The organism is Mesorhizobium sp. WSM4814, assembly GCF_055811595.1.
This window is the reverse complement of record NZ_JBVVQT010000029.1, coordinates 44360-67542: the sequence shown is the minus strand read 5'-3', so window position 1 is coordinate 67542 and position 23183 is coordinate 44360. Positions and strand designations below refer to the sequence as shown.

Annotated in this window: 19 protein-coding genes and 1 pseudogene; 7 read left to right on the top strand and 13 right to left on the bottom strand. The window is 62.0% G+C overall.

Annotated elements, in window-relative coordinates; all coding sequences use genetic code 11:
• Positions 1 to 963: 963 nt before the first annotated feature.
• A pseudogene (locus tag AC0L2V_RS28920) lies at positions 964 to 1176 on the top strand (histidine kinase dimerization/phospho-acceptor domain-containing protein); the annotation flags it as partial.
• Positions 1177 to 1306: 130 nt separating this feature from the next.
• Here the strand turns inward: AC0L2V_RS28920 and AC0L2V_RS28915 are convergent.
• The 11 genes from AC0L2V_RS28915 to AC0L2V_RS28865 all read right to left on the bottom strand — a co-directional run bounded on the left by AC0L2V_RS28915 (position 1307) and on the right by AC0L2V_RS28865 (position 13220).
• Positions 1307 to 1591, bottom strand: coding sequence for a copper-binding protein (locus tag AC0L2V_RS28915; RefSeq protein ID WP_091593895.1), 285 nt, complete (start codon positions 1589 to 1591; stop codon positions 1307 to 1309).
• Positions 1592 to 1616: 25 nt separating this feature from the next.
• Positions 1617 to 2105 (bottom strand): cupredoxin domain-containing protein, encoded by a 489-nt coding sequence (locus AC0L2V_RS28910; RefSeq protein WP_473508413.1) that lies wholly within the window; start codon positions 2103 to 2105, stop codon positions 1617 to 1619.
• A gap of 42 nt (positions 2106 to 2147) precedes the next feature.
• A complete protein-coding gene (locus AC0L2V_RS28905; RefSeq protein ID WP_128186672.1) occupies positions 2148 to 3506 on the bottom strand; it encodes a multicopper oxidase family protein in 1359 nt (452 codons plus the stop codon).
• 16 nt (positions 3507 to 3522) lie between these two features.
• A complete protein-coding gene (locus AC0L2V_RS28900) occupies positions 3523 to 4980 on the bottom strand; it encodes a TolC family protein (RefSeq protein ID WP_473521842.1) in 1458 nt (485 codons plus the stop codon).
• A gap of 315 nt (positions 4981 to 5295) precedes the next feature.
• Positions 5296 to 5730, bottom strand: coding sequence for a hypothetical protein (locus AC0L2V_RS28895; protein ID WP_473508416.1), 435 nt, complete (start codon positions 5728 to 5730; stop codon positions 5296 to 5298).
• A gap of 78 nt (positions 5731 to 5808) precedes the next feature.
• Positions 5809 to 6246 (bottom strand): YqaA family protein, encoded by a 438-nt coding sequence (locus AC0L2V_RS28890; protein ID WP_091593883.1) that lies wholly within the window; start codon positions 6244 to 6246, stop codon positions 5809 to 5811.
• Between the two features lie 26 nt (positions 6247 to 6272).
• The gene (locus AC0L2V_RS28885) at positions 6273 to 8276 is read right to left on the bottom strand and encodes a multicopper oxidase domain-containing protein (RefSeq protein WP_473521841.1); all 2004 of its coding nucleotides are present in this window, start codon (positions 8274 to 8276) and stop codon (positions 6273 to 6275) included.
• 66 nt (positions 8277 to 8342) lie between these two features.
• The gene (locus tag AC0L2V_RS28880; RefSeq protein ID WP_473521840.1) at positions 8343 to 8903 is read right to left on the bottom strand and encodes a cytochrome c; all 561 of its coding nucleotides are present in this window, start codon (positions 8901 to 8903) and stop codon (positions 8343 to 8345) included.
• Positions 8900 to 9298 (bottom strand): Cu(I)-responsive transcriptional regulator, encoded by a 399-nt coding sequence (cueR, locus tag AC0L2V_RS28875; RefSeq protein ID WP_473521839.1) that lies wholly within the window; start codon positions 9296 to 9298, stop codon positions 8900 to 8902. The genes AC0L2V_RS28880 and cueR overlap by 4 nt, the downstream gene beginning before the upstream one ends.
• A 9-nt stretch (positions 9299 to 9307) precedes the next feature.
• Positions 9308 to 11824 carry a heavy metal translocating P-type ATPase gene (locus tag AC0L2V_RS28870; protein WP_473521838.1) on the bottom strand — a complete coding sequence of 839 codons (2517 nt, stop codon included), beginning with the start codon at positions 11822 to 11824 and terminating at the stop codon, positions 9308 to 9310.
• 229 nt (positions 11825 to 12053) lie between these two features.
• Complete coding sequence (locus tag AC0L2V_RS28865; protein WP_473521837.1) at positions 12054 to 13220, bottom strand: FAD-dependent monooxygenase; 1167 nt, start codon at positions 13218 to 13220, stop codon at positions 12054 to 12056.
• A gap of 208 nt (positions 13221 to 13428) precedes the next feature.
• Here AC0L2V_RS28865 and AC0L2V_RS28860 point away from each other — a divergent pair, with 208 nt between their 5' ends.
• The 6 genes from AC0L2V_RS28860 (at position 13429) to AC0L2V_RS28835 (ending at position 19401) form a co-directional block, all read left to right on the top strand.
• The gene (locus AC0L2V_RS28860; protein ID WP_236373921.1) at positions 13429 to 14091 is read left to right on the top strand and encodes a hypothetical protein; all 663 of its coding nucleotides are present in this window, start codon (positions 13429 to 13431) and stop codon (positions 14089 to 14091) included.
• Positions 14092 to 14538: 447 nt separating this feature from the next.
• Complete coding sequence (locus tag AC0L2V_RS28855) at positions 14539 to 15258, top strand: FadR/GntR family transcriptional regulator (protein WP_473521836.1); 720 nt, start codon at positions 14539 to 14541, stop codon at positions 15256 to 15258.
• Between the two features lie 60 nt (positions 15259 to 15318).
• Positions 15319 to 16293: a sialic acid TRAP transporter substrate-binding protein SiaP gene (locus AC0L2V_RS28850; protein WP_027151856.1), complete on the top strand. Its 975-nt coding sequence runs from the start codon at positions 15319 to 15321 to the stop codon at positions 16291 to 16293.
• 79 nt (positions 16294 to 16372) lie between these two features.
• Positions 16373 to 16945, top strand: a complete 573-nt coding sequence (locus tag AC0L2V_RS28845) for a TRAP transporter small permease (RefSeq protein WP_023798555.1) — start codon at positions 16373 to 16375, stop codon at positions 16943 to 16945.
• A gap of 3 nt (positions 16946 to 16948) precedes the next feature.
• On the top strand, positions 16949 to 18355 hold the full coding sequence (locus AC0L2V_RS28840) for a TRAP transporter large permease (protein WP_473521835.1): 1407 nt from the start codon (positions 16949 to 16951) through the stop codon (positions 18353 to 18355).
• 20 nt (positions 18356 to 18375) lie between these two features.
• Positions 18376 to 19401 (top strand): L-idonate 5-dehydrogenase, encoded by a 1026-nt coding sequence (locus AC0L2V_RS28835; RefSeq protein WP_473521843.1) that lies wholly within the window; start codon positions 18376 to 18378, stop codon positions 19399 to 19401.
• Positions 19402 to 19444: 43 nt separating this feature from the next.
• On the opposite strand, the gene AC0L2V_RS28830 is transcribed toward AC0L2V_RS28835, so the two are convergent.
• Positions 19445 to 22048: a TRAP transporter permease gene (locus tag AC0L2V_RS28830; RefSeq protein ID WP_473508429.1), complete on the bottom strand. Its 2604-nt coding sequence runs from the start codon at positions 22046 to 22048 to the stop codon at positions 19445 to 19447.
• 72 nt (positions 22049 to 22120) lie between these two features.
• Complete coding sequence (locus tag AC0L2V_RS28825; protein ID WP_473508430.1) at positions 22121 to 23104, bottom strand: TAXI family TRAP transporter solute-binding subunit; 984 nt, start codon at positions 23102 to 23104, stop codon at positions 22121 to 22123.
• Between the last annotated feature and the right edge of the window lie 79 nt (positions 23105 to 23183).

The window sequence follows — 23183 nt, the reverse complement described above, 5'->3', positions numbered from 1 at the left end:
ACACCGTCACATCAAAGGAATGCGCCAACTACTTCACCGAGGCCGGCTATGTCCCAACCTAAAATCATCGCGCTCTAGACGCGACACCGCCTTCCCCATCGCCCCAAAACCACAGGATAACGACTTCCGGTCGCTGGGAAGGTCAAGAGCTTTCCGCCAGTGGCCTCTGAACATTAAAGGGGCACGGATATGCGGTAGCAGGATCAAGTCATAAGCAGGGCCGCTCCATCTCCATCAGCCGCTCAGCGGCAAACCCGATCATCTCGCGCAGGATATCGGCGTCGGGGTCTTCTCTACGAGCGTGCGCAGGTTCATCATGTCGTTGGTCATCGGTGGTTCCTTCAAATCAGGTTGTGTCAGCAACTCAACCCTACCGAAGAAGATCGATGACCGCCGCTACGCCGCTCGCTCGCTACAGCGCTGTTGAGGGCGCGCGCTCGCGAGCGGCTTCGCTACCGCCGACCTACACCACGCGGTGGGACACGACCGACTGGCAGGAAAGGCCGAGCATGACCGTCTCGCGGTCTGCACTGCAGCGGTCTCAACAGGAACCGTCCAAATGCACCGTACTTTCCGGCGAATCTTAGCGACAATGTTGATAGCCTGGGGTGTCGGCTACGCTGTCGGCTACGCGCAGGCGCAAAACCCGCTCATCATCACGGCACCAGTCTCCGGTCAGACTATTGATGGGACGCTCTCCTTTTCAGGGACGGCTGCCGTCAACAGCATCACGCGGCGCGGAACTATTCGCGGGCAGACCAATACCGGGGTCGAATGCCGAGGGACAACTACCATCAACCTTACCTTTTCGCGTGGAGAAGGAACGATGGTTTGCGGACGACTCTCAACCCGATTCGTGTTCTCGCTGACCAGCAGACAACCTCCAACTGGCACAGGAACGGGAATCCTTTCCGATGGGCGAAGAGTGGTCTTGAGAATAGGACGATGACCCCAAAGCGACAGGCACGCCCGTTCAACCGCATGCAGGAGCGCCTGCAGCGCTTCGTCGAGGACTGCACGCGCATGCTGGCGGCGATCAGCCACGACCTGCGCACTCCGCTGACCTCGCTCCGGCTGCGCGCCGAGTTCGTCCAGGATCACGATCTCTAGGAAAAAATGCTGAAGACCATCGAGGAAATTCAGACGATGACGGAAGCAGCGCTCGCCTTCGCGCGCGCGGGCACCTGACGATTGGCAAGAGAATCTCTGGATAACATTCTGCGCGGCCCCCTCGTCATGAAGCGCATTTTTGCCTGATCGGACGGCGGCCGCGGGTTGATTTGCAACCCGCGGCGCTAGTCGTGGATCACTTGATATCGGTGACCGTGATGCGGCCGTTGACGCGGTCGGCTGCAAACTCGATTGCCTGACCCGCTTTGACCTTCTCGATCATGCCGTCCTCCGCGACGACGAACACCATCGTCATCGCTGGCATGTCGAGATTGGTCAGCGGCTCATGCTTGATCGTCAGCTTTTTCTGCTTGGCGTCGACTTTGACGACTTCGCCTTTCACGTATTCCTGTGCGAACGCGCTCCCGCCGATGGCGAGCGCGAGCGCGAGGGTCGAGAAAGCTCTTATCAATATCTTCATGACTGCTTCCTTTGCGATTTGGGGGTTAGTGGGCGACGGTGATATCGCCCTTCATGCCGGAATCGTAGTGACCCGGGATCAGGCAGGCGAAGCCGAATTCGCCGGCGTTGGCGAACGTCCAGATGATCTCGCCTCTGGCGCCGGGCGCCAGCCGGATCGAATTGGGATCGGCGTGCTCCATCTCGGGGAATTTCTCCATCAGCGCCTTGTGCTCCATGATCCCGTCATGGACGTCCATGACGAATTCGTGGTCGACTTGGCCCTTGTTGACGAACTCCAGGCGAACGGTCTCGCCCTTCATCACCTTGAGCACGGCCGGCTGGAACAACATTTTTCCGTCGTCCTTCTCCGACATTGAGATGTTGATGGTCCGCTTTGCCTTGCCAGCCTCGCCAGGGCTGCCGATCGGCATCGTGGCGGCTTTGTCGCCATGGCCTCCAGCGTGGGTTCCACCGGCAAGAGCTGCTCCCGAACTGACCGCCATCAAAACAGTCGCTGCGATTATATGTTTCATGCTGCACTTTCTCTCATGGTTGAGGTTGAGGGGTTTCGGTTCTCATCCCTGTTTGCCGTGACCGCCGTGCGCTGCCGGGGCCATCGTTTTTGCGTCGCCTGATTTCGTCGGAGCGGGGACATCCCCCTTCCACTCGTAAGCCACGGTTCCCTCCGGGTGCTGGTACCAGCCCGGATCGGCATAATCGTTCGAGGCGAGGCCCTCGCGAACCTTCACGACCGAGAACATGCCGCCCATCTCGATGGCGCCGAATTGGCCCCAGCCGGTCATCATCGGGATCGTGTTGTCGGGAAGCGGCATCTCCATCTCGCCCATGTCGGCCATGCCGCGGTCACCCATGGCCATGTAATCGGGCTGGACCCGGCGGATTTTGTCGGTGACTTTGGAGTTGTCGACGCCGATGTACGTGGGCACGTCATGGCCCATCGCATTCATTGTGTGGTGCGACTTATGGCAATGGATCGCCCAGTCGCCCTCATATTTGGCTTCGAACTCATATGCCCGCATGGCGCCGACGGGGATGTCGATCGACACCTCCGGCCACCGCGCCTCCGGCCGGACCCAGCCGCCATCGGTGCAGGTCACCTCGAAATCGTAGCCATGCATGTGGATCGGATGATTGGTCATGGTCAGGTTGCCCACCCGGACCCTGACCCGGTCGTTTTTCGCCACTGGAAGATGGCTGATCCCCGGAAAAACGCGGCTGTTCCATGCCCAGAGATTGAAATCCGTCATCTCCATGATGCGCGGGACGTACGACCCCGGTTCGATGTCGAAGGCGTTCAGCAGGAATACGAAATCGCGGTCCACGCGCATGAACTTCGGGTCTTTGGGATGAATGACGAAGAAGCCCATCATGCCCATGGCCATCTGGACCATTTCGTCGGCGTGCGGGTGGTACATGAATGTGCCGCTCTTCACGAGGTCGAACTCGTAGACGAAGGTCTTGCCGGGCGGGATGCCGGGCTGGGTTAGACCGGTCACTCCGTCCATGCCGTTGGGCAGGATCATGCCGTGCCAATGGATCGTCGTGTGCTCCGGCAGTTTGTTTGTTACGAAGATGCGGACTCGATCGCCCTCGACCGCCTCTATGGTCGGGCCGGGAGATTGACCGTTGTAGCCCCAGAGATAGGCAGTCATGCCGGGCGACATCTCGCGCTCGACCGGCTCGGCCACCAGATGGAACTCCTTCACGCCGTTGTTCATGCGATGCGGAAGGGTCCAGCCGTTGAGCGTCACGACCGGCTGGTAGTCGGGTCCGCTCGTCGGGAAGATCGGAGGCTGCATGTCTGGGGACTCCATGATTGCAGCGTCGGGCAGCCCCATCGCGGACGTTTTGGTCCATGCAGTGGCGCCGGCAAGCAGGGCTCCCGCGCCTAGCAACTGACGTCTTGAAAGCATTTTCTTCTCCTTGAGTTCAGTGGCCTTCGGCGCCCGCTTCGGCTGCTGCCGGTGCGTCGCCGCCCCCGGACGAGCCTGCGCCGCCACCGTGGATGGCGGTCCCGAGATTGACGTCGGCCAGCCAGAAATTGCGCTTGGCGTTGAGGGAAAGCATGATCGAGCTGATTTTCGCGCGTGTGTCCGCCAGCAGCTCGAACGTGTTGGTGATCATGCCGTTGTAGGTGAGGAGCGATTCCGCCTCGATCTTTGTTCGCAGCGGCACGACATTGTTGCGATAGTGTCGGGCAATGTCGTAGGTCGAACGATAGGCGTCATAGGCGGATCTCGCCTCCGAACGGATGTTGACCGCCTTTTCCGCCATCCGATTTGCAGCTTGCATGTAGTCAAGTTCGGCCTTGCGCATGCGTGCCTTGCCGGTGTCGAAAATCGGAATGACGAACTCGAGCTCGAGAGTGGGTGAGACACTCGTCTCGGTTCCGCCCTCCTCGGCCTCCTCGCGTTCCACCTCCACGCCGGAAAGCAGTTCCAGATCGCTGACGTAGCGCGTCGCCTCGGTCAGACCGTAGGATTTCGCCAGCGCTTCCAGCTCAAGTTTCGCGATCTCAAGGTCGACGCGATTTCTTAGCGCCTCCGCCTCGATTGCGCGTTTGGCCTTGGCGCCTTTGGGCAAGGCTGGAAGCATGTTGGGGACTGAGTAATCGACATCCGGTCCCCATAGACCCATCAGCCGGGTGAGCTCTTCCTTGGCGGTGCGGGCGGCGAGCCGCGCCTCCGCCGCCTGACCGGTGATCTCGGCATAGAAGACGTGTTCGCGGGCCTGGCCGGTCTTTGTGAAGGCGCCCGTCTCTCCAAGTTTTTGAGCGAGTTCGGAGGCAGCATCGGCGGCGGCTTGCGCCTTGCTCAGATAGGAAACGCTCTCCCAGGCCGAGACGGCGTTGATCCAGGCCCGCCGCGTGTCCGCGGCCAGTCGTAACGTTTCTTCGGCGGCGCGGAGCTGGCCCTGACGAAAACGTGCATCCGCGACTGCGATGCGCCGCTTGTGAGTCGCCAGCGCAACGATGTTGCTGACCACCGCTCCTTCAATCGTCCGCACAGGATCGACGCCGATCATGCCGATCGAGATCGTCGGATTGACGAGCATCGATTCCTGCCACATGTCGGCCGCCGACAGGCCGATCTCGGCGTAGGCGGCCTGCAGGCCCTTGTTGTTGAGCAAGGCGACCTGCACCGCGGTGTCTGGACCGATTGTTTTCTTCTGGACGAGGCTTTTCACGCGCTCCGAAACCGTCCGCGCTCCCTCGCTGGATTGCACCCAGACGGTTTTCTTGCCGGTCACGGATTCGGCACGTGCCGCGACTGTCGTGAAACCAGCCATGGGGGCTGAGATGCCATCAAGGGCCCCGCTTGTCGTGCATCCGGCAGCGATCAGCGGGATGGTTACCATCGCAGCTATGGTCAGGGGCCGGCGCTTCATGATCCGGCTCCCGGGTTCGCAGAGGAGCGTTCTTCATTGAGACGCCGCCAATTCTGCGGGTCGACTGGCTCCCGGTGGCTATAGACGACGACCGGATGGTAGTGCGCATCACGGACGCCCATTGCCGGATCGGCCGGATTGAAGGTGGGAAGGATGTCCGGCGGCGTGGTCGCCGCACATCCGGTAACTAACAGCGATGCGAGCATCGCGGAGCTTGCGATTTTCATTGTAGACCTGAAGCATGACGTATGCGTTTGGCCGCGCGGGAACGGATTCCCGACGCTGCGCGCGAACGCCCGAAGAGGGCGCGTCAGTTCAGATGTGTTTGGGGGGCCTTATCAGCGCTGCGTATTCGCCAAGCGGCAAAGTCACGGCAACGACCGACGCAAAGCAGCGGGAGACAACATGCTCCAAGTCAGGGCATTCGACCGGCACCGCATGTGCCGGTGCACAATGGACTTCGCAGGTTTTGTCCGAGGATTGCTTGTCGCCGTGATGATGCTCCGACGTGTCCGCGTCGTCCGCCGTGGCGCCATGATGGCCCATGTCGTGCGCGGGTGTCTCGGCCTGCACATGCACTCCGGAGTGAAAACCCGTGGCGTTGGCGGTGGCAAACAGACCAGGCTGAAGAGCCGACATGACCAGGAATACGACCGCCAGCATTGCTCGGAGCGGTATGTTTCCCAAGATCGAGATTCGACCAACATTCGTCATCGTGCCCTTGGGACAATTGTTCGTCTGGTTTGTCAAGTTCGCGTGCGTAAGGTTTGTTGCAACGCAACCAAAAGTGAACGCCACTGCCTGCTGCGACGCGTCTGCATTTCGATTTCACATCAGACTCAGCACCGTTCCGGCGACAACCAGATAACGCGAAACCTTCGCCAGGGCGACGATCGCGACGAAGCTCCATAGCGGCTCGCGCAAAGCCCCAGCGACCACGGTCAGTGGGTCACCGACGATCGGCATCCAGCTTAACAAGAGCGACCATCTTCCATAGCGGTGATACCAGTTCGTGGCGCGGTTGAGCGTCGCGGGACGCAGCGGAAACCAGGGCCTGTCCCGGAAGCGTTCGATCCCTCGACCAAGACCCCAGTTCACCACAGAACCCAGGACGTTGCCCAGGCTGGCGACAAGAACCAGCATTGCGGGCGAGAAGGAATCCATGGCGAGGAGCCCTGCAAGGGCGGCCTCCGACTGCGCCGGGAGGATGGTCGCCGCAGCGAAGGCAATAGCAAACAGGCCGCCGTAGATGGCAAGGATATCCATCTACGTTTCGCCTTGCGGAGCGGGCTTCAGGGTTGCACATCGATTACGACCATCAGTCCGCCACCGCCCTTCTCTTCGACATTGTTGTTGGTCGTATGATGCCCGATATGGCAATGGATCAGCCATTTTCCGGGCCGACGTGCCTGCCAGACGACATCGTAGCGTTGCCCTGGTCCGACGTTGACTGTGTCGGCAAGGAATCGTGCCGACTCCGGGATAGTCTCGCCGTCGCGGGCGACAACTTCGAATGGACCGCCGTGGATGTGCATCGGGTGGATAAACCCATTATTGGTGCCGATGAAGCGCACTTTCAGAGTTTCGCCGACCTTCATCCTGATCGTGTCCGTCGAAGGATAGGAACGGCCGTTGATGGTGAAATAATTCGGCTGCCCGCCGTCCATCGGCATCGACGGAAAAGTCAGGCCCTCCCGCATCAGCCATTCCTGAAGCTGGATAACATAGTCGTGGTCTGCCGCAATCTCGTCCTGGGGATTGGGGGGATCGATGATGAGTGCGCCGTAGAGTCCGAGCGCCTGCTGGCGATCGACATGGTCATGCGAGTGATAGAAGTAGGTTCCCGATTGGCCCGCCGTGAATTCGTATCGGTAGCTGCCGCCGGGCGGGATCGGCTCCTGCGTGATCTCGGCCGGGCCGTCCATTTCGTTCGGCAGGATCAACCCGTGCCAATGGATGGTCGTACTCTCCGGCAGGCGATTCGTCACATTGATGCGCACCCGGTCGCCTTGCCGGATATGCAGCCGCGGGCCGGGAACCTGCCCGTTGATCGCATAGGCGTCGACTTTCACGTTCGCCAGGATCGCCCAGCGGATGACCGAGGTTTCCAGGTCGAACACCTTTACCCCGTTCTCCATCCTGGCTTCCAGTTCCCGGTCGCCGCGAACCTCCAGACCATGGCTGGCCGTGATCAGGCGAGGATGCACGGCGGCCATGTCCAGCATCGCTGCAGCCGGCGTGTCGTGGTCCATGATCATGCCGGGCGGCATAATGGCGCCGCCTACGTCTCGCGCGCTGAGGGCGAGGTTCACCCAGTTGGCCGGAGCGATCATGCCGAGCGCCAGCGCGAGTACGGACACGCCGCCGAAGGCCGCGAGTTGCGGCACAGTTGCATCCGGTTCCATACCGTCGTGACCGCCATGCGAACCACGCGACCCTCCTCCCCCATCGCCGTGGGAGGAGCCATGGCCGGATCCATGATGGCCAGGCCCGGGATTGCCGCCTGGGTTGGCATGTCTGGGCTTGGCTTGTTCATCGAGGCGCGCGTAAGCGTGGTGCCCCACCATCCCGGCTTTCGCGCCGCTATGTGCGTGCTCGCGCCTGCCTTCCCTTGCCTTGTCGAACTCCGGTTCGCGTTCGGTCATCAGCCCGTGCTTCAGTCCACGGGCCACCATCCATACGTTGGCGGGATATGCGGTGACGAATCCAACGATCACGCCGAACGACATCACGCCCCAGAACAGGAGCTCGGTCGGTTCCATGGCCCGCATGTCGCTGCCCATCATCAGGAAGCTCATGATCGGCGCCATGCCCGCCATCATGAAATTCATGCTGATGAATTCCGGCATGAAGCTCTTGCGGACATTGTCCCAGTAGGTGCCGCCCATCATCGATTTCATGAACAGCGACTGGAAGATGAACAGGCCGAATGCGAAACCGGCAACGTACTCGACAACAAGATCGATCCACATCGGCAGCCCAAGAGCGGCGGTGATTGCCGCCGCGAGGATGATGCCGGTGGCGTCTCCGGCGACACAGTGGATCGTCGAGCCGACGCCTTGCTTCCAGAGCGGTTTGGTGAACGCCTCATGTTCGCCTGGCCGAGGCTCCTTGTCGGCCAGCACGTAAATCAGCAGTCCCAGCGGCCCCATATAAAGCGTGACCAGGATGAAACCCCATTTCATCACCACGGGTTCGGGGTTGTTGCGGAACTGGTCCCACGCAACATAGGCCGTGCTCAGGCCCGCCAGAACGAACCAGACTGCGAGGAAGTAGTCGACGGGCTGTACGAACATTGCAGGATTCCTGTCGATTGTCGTCAATGTCACCTAGTCCGGCATCGGGTGAAGTCGATGCCTTGCCTACTGCCGTTTCTCCCTGAATTTGGCGTGGCAGTTCGTGCAGTTCTGCAGCATCAGATGGAATACGTGTTCGGCTGGGATCTTCGAAGGATCGGAATCGGCCGCGCCGCCAGCCCGTTTTCCGAGCAGGCTGCTGCCCATTGCCATTCCGGGTTTCATCCTCATGGCTTCCGTAATGCCTTCGGGCGCATCGTCAGCCGCATCTGACAGCGCCGCAGCCAGGCTTTCGAGATGGCGAGCGAGCGAGGCGAATTCTTCTTGGGACTGACCGATATCCGCCTTAGCGGCCGAGGGTTCACCAAGCGAGTCCGCTGGAAATGCGTCTACCATGGCACTTCCGGACCGGCGGCGAATGGTTTCGGTTGCCGCCTTGAAGGCTGCGGCATCGTAGGCCACCTTGCCGGCAAAAATTTCGGAGATGGTCTTGGCGGCGCTCGCCATCCCCTTCATCGACGCTTGGCGCTCGGCGACGACTGGGGCGACGGCTGTCTTCGGGATCGCCGTCCCGGCGGCGATCCCGGCGGTAACGAGGACTGCTGCAATGATGGGGACGCGCCTCACTGAACCGTGCCGTGTCCAGCAAGCCCGTCGATGATCGGGCAATCAGGTAGGTCATCGCCGTTGCAATGGTCGGCGAGATGCCGAAGCATGTCCCGCAGTCCGGCGAGTTCCGCCAGTTTCCGGTCGATTTCAGCGAGCTTGGCTTCCGCTATGGCCTTCACATCCGCGCTCTCGCGCTCCTTGTCGCGGTAGAGCGAAAGGAGTTGTCGGCATTCCTCCACAGAGAAGCCAAGACTTCGGGACCGTTGCAGGAAGCGCAGGCGATGGACGTCGGCCGTCGAATAATCCCGGTACCCGTTGTCGGCACGATCAGGCCTAAGAAGACCGATGTCTTCGTAGTATCGGATGGTCTTTGGCGGCAGGCCGGACTTTTCTGCGGCGGTTCCTATGTTCATGGTCTAACCTCAAAGCTTCAGAGAACGAAGTCGTAGCGCGTTGCCGATCACGGAAACGGACGAAAGGCTCATTGCCGCTGCGGCGATCATCGGCGACAGCAGCGTGCCGAAGACCGGGTAGAGGACACCGGCCGCCACTGGCACGCCGAGCGCGTTGTAGACGAAGGCGAAGAACAGGTTCTGCTTGATATTGCGGATCGTCGCCTGCGACAGCCGCCGCGCCCGGACGATGCCGTTGAGGTCGCCCTTGACCAACGTGATGCCGGCGCTCTCGACCGCCACGTCGGCGCCGGTTCCCATCGCGATGCCGACATCGGCCGCCGCCAATGCGGGCGCGTCGTTAACGCCGTCGCCGGCCATCGCGACGCCTGCGCCTTTGGCATGCAGCTCATCGATCAGCGTCTTCTTGCTTTCGGGCAGCATGTCGGCCCGCACCTCGTCGATGCCAAGCTTCGCCGCCACCGCCTTCGCGGTGCGCTCGTTGTCGCCCGTCGCCATAATGATCCTGAGCCCGCTGTCGTGCAGCGCGCGGATCGCTTCCACCGTTGTCGCCTTGATCGGATCGGCGACGGCGACGAAACCGGCAAGCCTGCCGTCGGCCGCGACGAACATCACCGTCTTGCCGTCGGAACGCAGCGCGTCGGCACGCTCCTTCGCCACCTCCAGGCCGATGCCCAGATCGTCCATCAGCGCCTGATTGCCGAGCGAAACGGCGCGGCGCTTGACCGTTCCCGTGACGCCCTTGCCCGTGACGGCCTCGAAATCCGCTGCGTCTTCGACGGTCGCGCCGCGCTCCCGCGCACCATCGACGATCGCCTCGGCAAGCGGGTGCTCCGAACCCTTCTCGAGGCTGGCGGCAAGGCCGAGAAGTTCGGCCTCGTCAAAGCCATCGAACCCGACGACGTCGGTCAACTTGGGCTTGCCCTCGGTCAGCGTGCCGGTCTTGTCGACGATCAGCGTGTCGACCTTGGAGAAGCGCTCCAGCGCTTCGGCCTCCTTGATCAGCACGCCAGCCTGCGCGCCGCGTCCCGTGGCGGTCATAATCGACATTGGCGTCGCCAACCCAAGCGCGCAGGGACAGGCGATGATCAGCACCGAGACGGCCGAAACGATGGCGAAGACCATGCTCGGCTGAGGCCCATAGATGGCCCAGACGATGAAGGCGACGATGGCGACCAGAACGACAGTAGGCACGAAGTAATAGGAGACGCGGTCGGCAAGTCCCTGGATGGGCGCTCTGCTGCGCTGCGCCTTGGCAACCATTTCGACGATGCGCGACAGCATCGTATCGGCGCCGACCTTTTCGGCGCGCATGACGAGCGTTCCGTTCTTGTTGAGCGTGCCGCCGGTCACAAAGTCGCCTTGCGTCTTCTCGACGGGGACGGGTTCGCCGCTCAGCATCGATTCGTCGACCGAGGAGCGGCCTTCGAGCACAGTGCCGTCGACCGGCACACTGTCGCCGGGCCGCACGCGGAGCCGCTCGCCGGCCTGCACTTCCTCGAGCGGCACATCCGTCTCAGAACCGTCCGCCCCGATCCGCCGTGCCGTCTTCGGCGCCAGGTCGAGCAGTGCGCGGATGGCGGAGCCAGTGCGCTCCCTTGCCTTCAGTTCCAGCACCTGGCCGAGAAAGACCAGCGCGACGATTACTGCGGCTGCCTCGAAATAGACCGGAACCGTGCCACCGTGGCCGCGAAACTGGTGCGGGAAGATATCCGGGAACAACGTCGCCACGACGCTGTAGACATAGGCGGTGCCGACGCCGATCGAGATCAGCGTCCACATGTTCGGACTGCGGTTGACGATCGACTCCCAGCCGCGATGGAAGAAGGGGATCGCCGCCCAGAGCACCACCGGGGTCGCCAGCGCCAACTCAATCCAGGCTGCCGGATGTTCGCCGAGCCAGTCGCGGAACGGCAAGCCCAGCATCGGTCCCATGGTGATCAGAAACAGCGGGATCGACAGGACGGCACTTACCCAAAAGCGGCGGGTGAAGTCGACGAGTTCCGGATTGGGACCTTCGTCGCCGGTCGGCACGCCCATCGGCTCCAGCGCCATGCCGCAGATCGGGCAGGAGCCGGGCTTGTCGCGGACAATCTCGGGATGCATCGGGCAAGTATATTGCGTGCCCTTCGGCATCGGCTCCGGCGCTGGCTGGCCGCTCAGATATTTCTGAGGATCGGCCTCGAACTTGGCTTTGCACCCGGCGGAGCAGAAGTAAAAACCCTTGCCCTCATGCCGCACGAAATGCTTCGCCGTGGCGCGCTCGACTTTCATCCCGCAAACCGGATCGGTCGCATTCAGAAAGGCTTCTGGCTCCTTCTGGAACTTGGTCCGGCAGCCTTCCGAACAGAAATGATAGCTGTGGCCGCCCAAGGTCGCTGACGGCTTTCCCGCCGCTGGATCGACTGTCATGCCGCACACTGGATCGCGGATGACGACGATTGAGGCAGCGGCCGGCGCGCGCGAGGAACAGCACGAGCCATGCGATGCGTCGGTGTGGGTGGCATCATCGTGACGGTCGGTCATGGCGCACTCCTAAATGGGCAACTCCCCTTCCACCTACGGTTTCCAGTTACTGGAAGGTCAAGTGGCTTTCTGCAAAATGATCGCTTACTTCCGCCGCGATATGGCCAGCGTGTCCCCCTGTGGGCTGCCGCAGGATGAGATGGACGCCCCTTCACCTGCCGCCAGGGCCTTGGCCACTATGCCGCCGACAAGAAAAATTGGACGATTGGTGTGCATTTAATCGCCGGCGCTAGGCGGCGTTCCTGACAGGCTCGAAATCGATATCGAGAACCGCCTCGAGCTGCCGGTCCATGAAACGCTCCGGTATGCTCTTTACCAGCAAGTTGCGTAGCGGGACGACAAGCGGGTTCTGCCACTGCGCCACTTTCGCATAGAGGCGCGATTCAGCCGCAACCCTATGTGCCCTGCTGAGACGGCGCTTGTCATACTCGCGGATGGCCCGGTCGGTCGGAAGCCGCCCGAACAACGCTGCAAGAACGGCCGCGTCTTCGATCGCAAGTCCGGCTCCTTGTCCCAGATCGGGCGTCACCGCATGCGCGGCGTCGCCAAGCAAAACCGCTCGTCCGCACGTGAACGAGGGCATTGGATCGAGATCGAGAATATCCGTCCAGCTCAGTGAATCTGCCGGGGTCCGATCGAGGACCTCCGGGATTGGCTCGTGAAATCCGGAAAACATTGCCTGCACTCCGGCAAGATCTGCCTGAGCCAACTCGGGGTCGTCCAGGCGATCGGCGCCACAGCAGGCAAACCAGTAGACCCTTTCGCCGGGGATCGCGGCCAGACCGATGCGTTTTCCGGCCCCCCAGCTTTCGGTAAGACGCGCCGGGTCCATTCCTTGCGGGAAACCGGGCGCGATGGCGCGCCAGCAGGTGTAGCGGGCGAAATGCTCGCGCGACTGCGGAAACAGCGCCCTACGAACCGCGGAGTGAATGCCATCGCAAGCGAGCACCAGCTCGCTTTCCACAATCTCCCCATTTGCGAAGCGCAGGGCAATATTCTCACCAACCTGCCGTGCATCCACGCATTCCATGTCGGTGCGGATGACAGAACGCGGTAGTTCCGAAAGAAGGGCCTTGTGGAGATCGCCACGGTGCAGCACGGCCATGCTGAGGTGACCATATAGCTGACTGAAGCGCTGAAAATCCGTGGATTGGAGAACTTGTCCCTTGTCGTCGAGAAGGTCGAGTCTGTGTATTGGCTGCGCCTCGGCCACAACCGCTTCATATAGGCCGAGCGTACGAAGGGCACGAAGCGCATTGGCGCTGAGACTGAGACCCGCACCCAGAGGTTTCAGTTCGCTCGCCTGCTCGTAAATCTCGGTCTCCCATCCGAGGAGTCGCAGGCCCCTGGCAACTGCAAGTCCGGCGATGCCTGCACCAATGATGACTGCGCGCATGTTCACGCTCCCTTTCGCCTTTGCCACGCGGCAAAACACTTTGCGAGACCAAAGTGTTCCCGAGGAAACAGGCGGCTAACGCCTTCTCCAATTTCACTCGAAGGGAGGTCTGCGGTGTGGCGTACCGACGCCCTGGAGCTCTGACGATCGCGTCCGAGATTCGCGAACCCGTGTTACAGGCGCTAAATAACTTCGCATGGACAGGGATATGAGCCAGACGCAGAGTTCCGTCGGCGCTTCGGCTACGGTGGCATTCATCGATCTTGCGGGCTTTAGCGCCATCGCGGACGTTTATGGAGATGCAGCGGCAATCGATGTGCTCGAGATTTTCGAGAGCATGGTCCGCGAGGCGCTTGCTGGCTACGAGCCTCCGATTAAGTGGATCGGGGATGAAGCGATGCTCTCGTTTCCGGAGCCGGAGTTAGCGATCCAGGCGCTTGGAACGCTGTTGCAGGCATGCCGGGAAGAACCGCGCCTTCCGCTCACCCGGTCGGCGCTGAACCATGGACCGGTCATCCGCAGGGCAGGTGATCTGTTTGGATCGACCGTCAACATAGCGGCACGTATTGCTGCGCTTGCGTCCCCCGGTCAATTGCTTGCGACTCAACCCATTGCCGACGCCGCTGCCGCCAAAGGCATCTTGGTGCGGGATCTCGGAGAGGTGGCGCTGCGGTCGGTAGCTGATGAAATCCCTCTTTACGAGATCGAACTTGCCCCCTCGCCTGACCCGGCCTGGATCGATCCAGTGTGCAAGATGCATGCTCCGTATGCATCCTATCGACGGGCCGCCCCAGAAGGGCCATGGTTTTGTTCGCCGCGTTGTGAAGAGGCATATCGGAAGTCGCCGCAGACCTATCCACTAGCTCGATGACACGGCTCCCCTAGCTGCCCTGGCGCCCCCTCTCAGTCTATTACTCATTGCGCAGGTGAGATATGCTACGGTGCCGGAAGTCGCCGCAGCATGATCCGCTGCCACAAGTGGCACATTGGTGCCGATGAAGCGCACTTTCAGAGTTTCGCCGACTTTCATCCTGATCGTGTCCGTCGAAGGATAGGCGCGGCCGTTGATGGTGAAATAATTCGGCTGTCCGCCGGCGGAAAACCACGCGATAATCCTTCCAGCTGCTGGAAGTTCAAGAGTTGCCGTCCAGCCATGGCCGATCAGTCGTTTCCAAGAAGTCACGGAGAATGGGTTCCATCGGCGTTCTCTGCTGCTTGACTCTCAGCCTTTTTCGCGGCAGGTTTCGATCAATAGGTCAGACCAATTTACCGATCCGGGATCAGCCAGATGATTCCGTTGAAGTAGAACTGGGTAACAATGCCGATCCAGGCCGTGGAACCGCGTCGACTTTACCGACAGATCGCCGATCAGCTCAGGCAGTTGATCGACGCGGGCGAGTTCGCAGTCGGCGATCGGCTGCCGACCGAGCGCGAGCTGGCCGATCAGCTTGGCATCTCCCGCCCGACCGTCCGTGAAGCGCTGATCGCGCTCGAGGTCGAGGGGCGCATACGCATTCGCGTCGGCTCGGGCATCTACGTCACCGAACCGCCGCGTGCCGAAATTTTGACGGCAGAAATGGATGAAGGCCCGTTCGAGCTGTTGCGGGCACGCGAGTTCATCGAAGGGGCGATAGCCGCCGAAGCTGCCCTCCATGCTCGGCCTATCGACATCGAACATATGGACGACGTGCTGCGCCGCATGGAGGACATACCTCGCCCGACCAAAATGACGATCGCGCTCGATCGCGAGTTCCATACGATGGTGGCGGGCATTCTCGGAAACGCCGTTCTGGTGCGCTGCATCGGCGAGCTCTTCGATCAGCGCATGAACCCATATTTCGAACGCCTGTCGAGCTATTTCGAGAACAGGGACTCATGGCGGGCCGCCGCGGAAGAGCATCGCGCGGTGCGCGACGCGATCGCGGCGCGTGAGCCCGAACGGGCCAAGGCCGCCATGCAGGAACATCTGCGTCAGTCGCAACTGAGATTCTCACGCAATTTCGGTGAGAAATCCGCGGCCAGGGAGGCCGCGGGATAGGAGTCCGCCGACCGGGAGGGTCCTGTCGGCACCGTCAATCCATTCACAGGGAGGAATATGATGTTGAGGAAATACGCCGTTCTGCTCGGCACGATCGCCGCAATCGCTCTGCCCATGGCTTCGGCCTCTGCACAAACCGCGCTGAAATGGGCCCACGTCTACGAAACGTCCGAACCCTTCCACACCGAGTCGGTGTGGGCGGCAGAAGAGATCAAGAAGCGCACCGACGGCCGCTATACGATCGACGTCTTCCCGGCTTCGCAACTCGGCAAGGAAGCCGATATCAACCAGGGGCTGACGCTCGGCACGGTCGACATCATCATCTCCGGATCGAGCTTCGCCGCCCGCGAATACCCGCCGATTGGCGTGACCTACTTCCCGTTCACTTTCCGCGACGCCGATCACCTGCTCGCTTACACCAAGAGCGACAAATACAAGGAGTTGACCGCCGGCTTCGAAGAGGCCTCCGGCCATCACATCACCGCGACCACCTACTACGGCACGCGTCACACGACCTCCAACCGGCCCATCGAGAAATGCGCCGACATGCAGGGCCTGAAGATCCGCGTGCCTGATGTGCCGGCCTATCTCGCCATGCCGCGCGCCTGCGGCGCCAACACCGCGCCGATCGCCTTCGCCGAGGTCTATCTCGCCTTGCAGCAGGGCACGGTGGAAGCGCAGGAAAACCCACTGACGACGATCGACGCCAAGAAGTTCTATGAAGTGCAAAAGCACATTATCCTGACCGGGCACATCGTCGATCATCTCAACACGATCGTGTCGCAATCGCGCTGGTCGCAATTGTCGGACGAGGACAAGGCGATCTTCACCGAGGTGATGCAGGAAGCCGCCGCGCGAGCGACAAAGATCATCGTCGATCGCGAGAAGGCCCTGGTTGAAACCTTCAAGGAGCGCGGTCTCACCGTCACCGAAGTCGATCGCGCCGATTTCGAAAAGAACGTGATGGAGAAGGTGACGTTCGACGAGTTCGGCTACCGCAAGGAGGATTGGGAGGCGATCCGCGCCGTCAAGTAAGCCGCATCGATCCGGGCCCGGCGCGACAAGCGCGTCGGGTCTGTCGAGCCCGCTGTCCAACAGTGCCCGGAGCTTGCCGATGACCCAAGAGGTCCACACCCAGGTTACAGCAGAAGAACTGGCGCATGCCTTCGAGGAAGAAGCGCCGCCCATCGATCTGTCGCGATACGCGGTGGAGGACTGGGTCACGCTCGCCGTGTTCTGGGGCATGTCGTTCTGCGTGTTCCTGCAGTTCTTCACGCGCTACGTCATGAACAACAGTTTTGCCTGGACCGAGGAGATCGCCATCAACTGCCTCGTCGTCGTGGTCTTCCTGGGCTCGGTGATGTGCACGCGCACCACGCGCCACATCCACGTGGACGTGCTCTATCACTATCTCCCCGCTGGGGCGGGGCGCTACCTGGCGCTCGCGGTCAATGTGATTACCATTTGCTTCTTCGCCTACATGTCCTGGCTGCTCTGGCGCTATGTCGGGATCGTCCACCGCGAACGGATGGTCACCATCAACCTGCCGCGCAACGTCGTCTTCTACGCCGTCTTCGCCGGTTTCGTGCTGATGATGCTGCGCGCCATCCAGGTCTTCATCGGCAACATTCGCCGCGGCTACTCGGCGCTGGAGCGCCCCGCCGCGTTCGACGGATTGGGGGAATAGGCCATGCTGCTTCTGATCGGAGCCTTTCTCGTCCTGATGCTGATCGGCGTGCCTGTCGCTGTGTCGATGGCGGTGTCCTCGCTGCTCTATCTCGTCTTCTATGGCGTGGCGCCCGACATCATCGCCGCGCAGCGCATGATCGCCGGTGTCGAGAGCTTTCCGCTGCTTGCCGTGCCGTTCTTCATATTCGCCGGCAATCTCATGAACATCGCCGGTGTCACCGGGCGGATCTATTCCTTCGCGCTGGCGCTTGTCGGCTGGATGAAGGGCGGCCTCGCGCAGGTGAACATCATCGGATCGGTGGTCTTCGCCGGCATGTCGGGGGCTGCCCTTGCCGACGCCGCCGGCATCGGCACCATCGAGATCAAGGCGATGAAGGACCACGGCTATCCCGTGGAGGCGGCGGTCGGCGTCACCGCCGCCTCCTCGACGCTCGGCCCGATCTTCCCGCCGTCGCTGCCCTTCGTCATCTACGGCATGATGGCCAACGTCTCGATCGGGGCGCTGTTCATGGCCGGCATCCTGCCCGGCGTCGTCATGACAGCGCTGATGATGGTGACGGTCGCGATCTTCGCCCACCGCCGGGGCTGGGGTTCGGACACGCCGTTCAAATTGAACCGGCTCGCCGCCGCCTCGATCGAGGTCGCCGTCGTGTGCTGCTTTCCGCTGGCCGTTTATGTCCTTGTCCAGACGGGACTGTCGCTCAACATCGCCGTTGGCATCGTGCTCGTCGTCCTGATCGCCTGCGACTGGTATTTCGATTTCTCCGCCGTCATGGCGCTGATGACACCGATCATCCTGATCGGCGGCATGACCATGGGCTGGTTCACCCCGACCGAAGCGGCCATGGCCGCCGTCATCTGGTCGTTGTTTCTCGGGCTCGTGCGCTATCGGACGATGACACTCGCAGCCCTCGCCAAGGCCAGTTTCGACACGATCGAGACGACCGCGTCGGTCCTCTTCATCGTCACCGCAGCATCGATCTTCGCCTGGTTGCTCACGGTCAGCCAGGCGGCGCAGCTGTTCTCGGTCTTCATCACATCGCTGACCGAAAACAAATGGGTGTTCCTGATCCTGGTCAACATCCTGATGCTGGTCGTCGGTTGTTTTCTCGACACGATCGCCGCCATCACGATCCTTGTGCCGATCCTCCTGCCGATCGTGGTCCTCTACGGCATCGATCCGGTGCATTTCGGTCTGATCATGACGCTCAATCTGATGATCGGTCTGCTCCATCCGCCGCTCGGCATGGTGCTGTTCGTCCTCTCGCGGGTCGCAAAACTGTCGGTCGAGCGTACGACCATGGCAATTCTGCCCTGGCTCGTGCCGCTGATCGTCGCGCTGATCCTGATCACCTTCGTCCCCGCCATCACGCTGTGGCTGCCGACGCAAATGGGGCTGATCCGTTGATCGACAGTCCAATCGCCGCAATGCTGTTCGGCCCCGAGGATCTGCGCGTCGTCGAGCACCCACTCGGCCCGCTCGCGCCCGGAATGGTGCGCGTGCGCTTCGGCGCCGGCGGCATCTGCGGTTCCGACCTGCACTATTTCCGCCACGCGCGGACCGGCGATTTTGTCGTCACATCGCCGCTCGTGCTCGGCCACGAGGTCGCCGGAGAGATCGTCGAAATCAACGCGGACGCGCCAGGACTTGCCGTCGGTGATCGCGTGGCGGTCAACCCGTCGCGCTGGTGCGGACAATGCGCCCGATGCGCAGAGGGCCGCGCCAATCTCTGTGAAAACATCTATTTCATGGGCTCGGCGTCGAAAACGCCGCACATGCAAGGCGGTTTTGCCAGCCTGTTCGATGCCACGCCGGCGCAATGTGTCAAGGTTCCGCATGCTGTCGCCTACAAGGCGGCGGCGCTCGCCGAACCGCTCGCCGTCAGCCTGCATGCCGTGGCGCGGGCCGGCGACATTGCCGGCCGCAACGTCATCCTGATCGGCGCCGGCCCCATCGGGCTCCTGACCATGCTCGCCGCCAGGCTCAAGGGTTGTGGCGAGCTCACCGTCGCCGACATAGCCGAGGCGCCGCTCGCCTTCGCCAGCAAACTTGGAGCAGACAGGACGATCAACCTGTTCGGCGGCGATGACGAGCTCAAGGCCCTCGCGGCCGACAAGATGATCGATGTCGCGTTCGAGATTTCAGGCACCGCCGCCGGTCTCGCAGCTGCGATCGCCAGCGTCCGGCGCGGCGGCACGGTCGTTCAGGTCGGCAATCTGCCGGGTGGTCAGATCCCGGTGGCCGCCAATGCTGTGATGGCCAAGGAAATCAATCTAAACGGCACGTTTCGTTTCGGCGCAGAATTCAACGAGGCGGTCGACCTCATCGTCAGCGGGGATATCGATGTCCTGAATCTGGTGACCGCCGAACGCCCCCTCGCCTCGGCCCGCGATGCGTTTGCCTTGGCCTCCGACCGCTCGCGGAGCGTCAAGGTCGTGCTGACCGCCGACTGAGGCGTTTTCCCGGCGCCTCCCAACTGTATCAACCGTTCCGGTTTCAGCGCGCCGGCCCGGTTTCCTTCCTGTCGGCCTGCTTGCGCGCCCGCGCAAACTGCAGCCCGGCGACGCCGGCGGTCGCAGCGAGCGCCAGGCCGATCGGAATGAGGCTCGAGGGCTGGTCGGCCTTTCTGAGCACCGCCACCACGTCATACCCGACGTCCAGCCCGATGCGCTTGGCGTAGGATCCGAAATCGACATTGCTGATCATCAGCGCGTCGCCCGCTTGCGCGATGGTAAGGCCGATGCCGCGCAGCCGCTCCAGCGGCTCGCCCGGCTCGCCGAGCGGCACGTTGACCGTCTTGCGGACATCATCGCCCATGAGGTCGACGCCCTCGACGACGAAATTGATGCGGCCATCGGCCGGCGTCTGCGCCACCGCCGACAGGAACTCGCTCGCCGGCAACTCCTCGTAAGGCGGCGACACCTGGTTGAGCCACCAGTCCGGCCGAAACAGCGTGAAGCAGATGAGCAGCAGCGCCGCGCTTTCCCACAGGCGGCTTTTCGTCACGAACCAGTTCATCGTCGCCGCTGAAAACAGCAATATTGCGATCAGCGACACGGTTGCCACCCAGATCGTCTGGGGCCAGGTGTCGACTCCGATCAGCAGGATCGCCGGATTGAAGATGAAGACGAACGGCAGGATCGCCGTGCGCAGCGAATAGAGGGCGCCCTGGAAACCGGTGGCGATCGGATCCTCCTTGGAAATCGCCGCCGCCGCGAACGCGGCCAGCCCGACGGGCGGGGTGATGTCGGCCATGATGCCGAAGTAGAAGACGAACAGGTGGACCGCGATCAGCGGGATCGGCAGTCCGGCCTGGGCGCCGAGATCGACCACGACCGGGGCCATCAGCGTGGCGACCAGAATGTAGTTTGCGGTGGTCGGGATGCCCATGCCGAGCACAAGGCTGATCGCGGCGATCAGGATCAGCATCAGGATGACGTTGCCGCCGGAGATGAACTCGACGAGTTCCGTCATCATCAGGCCAAGACCGGTCAGCGTGATCGTGCCGACGACGATGCCGGCGGTGGCCGTGGCGATACCGATGCCGATCATGTTGCGGGCGCCGAGCGCCAATCCGTCGATCAGATCGTCCCAGGCAGCCCGCACCGAGGCGGCGAGATTTTCTTGACGGAACAGCGCCATCAGCGGCTTGCGGGTGGCGACAATAGCGAGGATTGAAACGGTCGCCCAGAACGCCGAGAGGCCGGGCGACATCTGCTCGACCATCAGGCACCACAGAAGCACCGCGATCGGGATGAGGAAATCGAGCCCGGTCCGCGTGACGTCCCAGGCGCGCGGCAGTTCCAGGATTGGGGCGTTCGGATCGTCGAGTGCGAGGTCCGGATAGCGCGAGGAATACCAGACCGAGGCCACGTAGAGAGCGACGCCGGCGAGCGCGAGCAGCGGCGGCGCGGCCCCACCGAAGACAGCCTGGATAGCAATGATGCCGTAATAGACGATACAGACGGCGAGAACGCTGCCCGACAGTCCCAGTCCCATCCGCAGCATCCGTTCTCTTGCCGGCGTCGGACGCTGCGGGATCGTCTTCAGGCCCGTCTTAATCGCTTCGAGATGAACCATGTAGAGCAGCGCGATATAGGAGAAGACCGCCGGCAGCAGCGCGTGCTTGACGATCTCCGCATAGGGAATGCCGACATATTCGACCATCAGGAAGGCGGCCGCGCCCATGACCGGCGGCATGATCTGGCCGTTGATCGAAGCTGAAGCCTCGATGGCGCCCGCCTTGACGCCGGAAAGGCCGGTGCGCTTCATCAGCGGGATGGTGAAGATGCCGCCTGAAACCACGTTGGAGACGGACGAGCCGGACACAACGCCGTTGAGGGCCGACGAGACCACCGCGACTTTCGCCGGGCCGCCGCGCAGATGGCCGAGCAGCGCAATGGAGATCTGCATCATCCAGTTGCCGGCGCCTGCCTTTTCCAGAAGCGTGCCGAACAGGACGAACAGAAAGACGAAGCTCGTGGACACGCCAAGGGCAATGCCGAAGACGCCTTCGGTTGTCAGCCATTGATGGTTGAGAAACTTGGTCAGCGACGCGCCGCGATGCTGAATCACGTCCGGCATATACTGGCCGGCAAAGGTGTAGAAGATGAAGGTACAGGCCACGACCACCATCGGCAGGCCGAGCGCACGGCGCGTCGCCTCGAGCAGCAACAGGATGCCAACGGTGCCGGTCACCAGATCGAGCGTGGTCGGCTGGCCCGGCCGTCCGGAAAGCACGACGTAAAAGAGAAAGAGGTAGGCGCCGGCAAATCCACCGACCACGGCCAGCACCCAGTCGAGCAGCGGCACGCGATCGCGGGGTGAGGATCTTAGCGCCGGATAGGCGAGGAAGGTCAAGAACAGCGCAAAGCCAAGATGGATGGCGCGCGCTTCCGTGTCATTGAGGATGCCGAAGCCGAACACGAACGGCAAAGGCGAAGCGTACCAGAGCTGGAAAAGCGACCACGCGACTGCAACCCACAGCAGGACTCGCCCGACCGTGCCAGCCGGATGCCGGCCACCAGTGTCGGCCTCCGCGACAAGTTGTTCGAGCTTTTCGAGATCGACGCCGGCCGGTTGTGCCTTCACTTCGCTCATGACGTCGTCTCCTGTTGCGGATGGCCCCGGCGGATCAGCTGGACCCGCCGGCCCGTCGTCAGGTCACGAAGCCTACTTCAACCAGCCCTTCTCCTTGAAGTATTTTTCAGCGCCCGGATGCAGCGGCGCGGAATTTCCTTCCGCCACCATCTTGGCGGGATCGAGATTGGCGAAGGCCGGATGCAGCGACTTGAACTCGTCGAAGTTCTCGAACACCGCCCTGGTCAATTGGTAGACGCTCTCATCGGGAACCTTGGCTGAAGTGACCAGCGTGGCGAGCACGCCGAAAGTCCCGGTATCGTCGGGATTGTTTGCGTAAAGACCGCCTGGGATGATCGCCTTGGCGTAGTACGGATTCTCGGCGACAAGCTTATCCACGACTTCTCCAGTTAACGGCACCAGCTTGGCGGCGCAGGTGGTCGTCGGATCCTGGATGTTCGCTGAAGGATGGCCGACGCCGTAGAAGAACCCGTCGATCTTGCCGTCGCAGAGCGCCGGCCCGTGCTCGTCAGCCTTCAGCTCCGATGCGAGCGAAAAGTCGGCCAGCGTCCAGCCCATCGCGCCGAGCAGACGCTCCATGGAAGCGCGCGTCCCGGAACCGGGATTGCCGACGTTGAAACGCTTGCCCTTGAAATCCTCGAACTTCGTCACGCCGGCATTGGGATGCGCCAGCACCGTGAATGGCTCCGGATGGATCGAGAAAACCGCGCGCAGATCGGTATGGGCGCCACCGTCCTTGAACGATTCCAGCCCCTTGTAGGCGTTATACTGCACGTCCGACTGGGCCATGCCGAAGTCGAGTTCGCCTTCCTTGATCGTGTTCACGTTGAATGCCGATCCGCCGGTCGATTCAACCGAGCAGCGGATGCCGTGTGTCTTGCGATCCTTGTTGAGCAACCGGCAGATAGCGCCGCCGGCGGCATAGTAGACGCCGGTGACGCCACCGGTCCCGATGGTAACGAAATTCTGCTGCGCCATTGCGCTGGCCGAAAACAGCAGCGCCGCCGACAAGGCGGCGATCTGCGCTCCGAGGCGTGCAGTCCGGGCATGTTTCATCTGGTTCTCCCTTGGTACTTTGCGTGCCGTCGCGGCCGTCCGGTGTTTTGGTGTCAAGGCACGTCGATGCATGCTACGA